Here is a 904-nt window from a genome sequence, read left to right on the forward strand (position 1 = left end):
CTTGTAGAGCGTGAATGGCTTGTAACAGCCATGGATTATTACGGAGAGGCATTTACAAAGGAGCAGCTAGATGATTTTCCTCGGACGCCACCGAAAAAGTACGAAAAAGAGCAGCTGCAAATGGTGGATCGTTATTTAACAACTAAGCAACAATATGATATTGCGATTTTAAAAGGTGAACAGGCGTCGCCTTACGAGTTATTAGCATTGCAAAAGCAGTTAGAAGAAAGGCTAGTGAAGGACCTCAATCACCCTCGTTACCGAGCATTTGTATTAAGTGATTGCATCGGGGAAGGTATTTTATCAGAAGAAGAGGCCAATCGTCATTTAGCCATTACGGTTGTACAGACAAAGGACGGGGTTGTTCGTTACAATGATACGTTCGGCGGGAAGCAGTTAAAAGTGTACGGTGCACCATTTTTATTTGAGCAGTTCTTTAAAGGAAAAGCGATTGATCGGATTTTGGATGAGCTCGAATATGAAGAGTATGAAAAGTTGCAGGCGCAGCGTCAGCGAATGAAACAGCAGCCTGAATCGAATCAGAAGCGAAAACGTTCCTAGTCCTGCCGACAAAACGCGCAAAACATACGCTAAGGATATGCAGGATTTTATGCAAGATTGTAAGAAGTGCGATCATCACGAAGATACGCTTAAACGATTGTCAGGAAAGGCTTTTTAAAAACGTGCATAAAATCACGCATAAACAATGTTCCATAAGAAAGGGCAGAAACGTTGATTTAACAACATTCCTGCCTTTTTAGTATGCCCCCAAACTTTGATTTGGGAACGTTAAGTTTATTTTGTATGCTTTATAAAGTTAAAAGGTACATTATTTCATTGAAAATTAAATATAAAAACAAACAACTTGAAATTTAAAAATTCATCAGTTAAACTGATTATATAT

Annotated in this window: 1 protein-coding gene; it reads left to right on the top strand. The window is 38.7% G+C overall.

Translation table 11 applies throughout. From position 1 onward, the window contains the following. The coding region (locus tag QI30_RS20775; protein ID WP_158621115.1) for a hypothetical protein at positions 1-561 on the top strand (561 nt) is incomplete at its 5' end. Between the last annotated feature and the right edge of the window lie 343 nt (positions 562-904).

Source organism: Candidatus Kurthia intestinigallinarum (genome assembly GCF_003991225.1).
Taxonomy (GTDB): Bacteria; Bacillota; Bacilli; order Bacillales_A; family Planococcaceae; genus Kurthia; species Kurthia populi.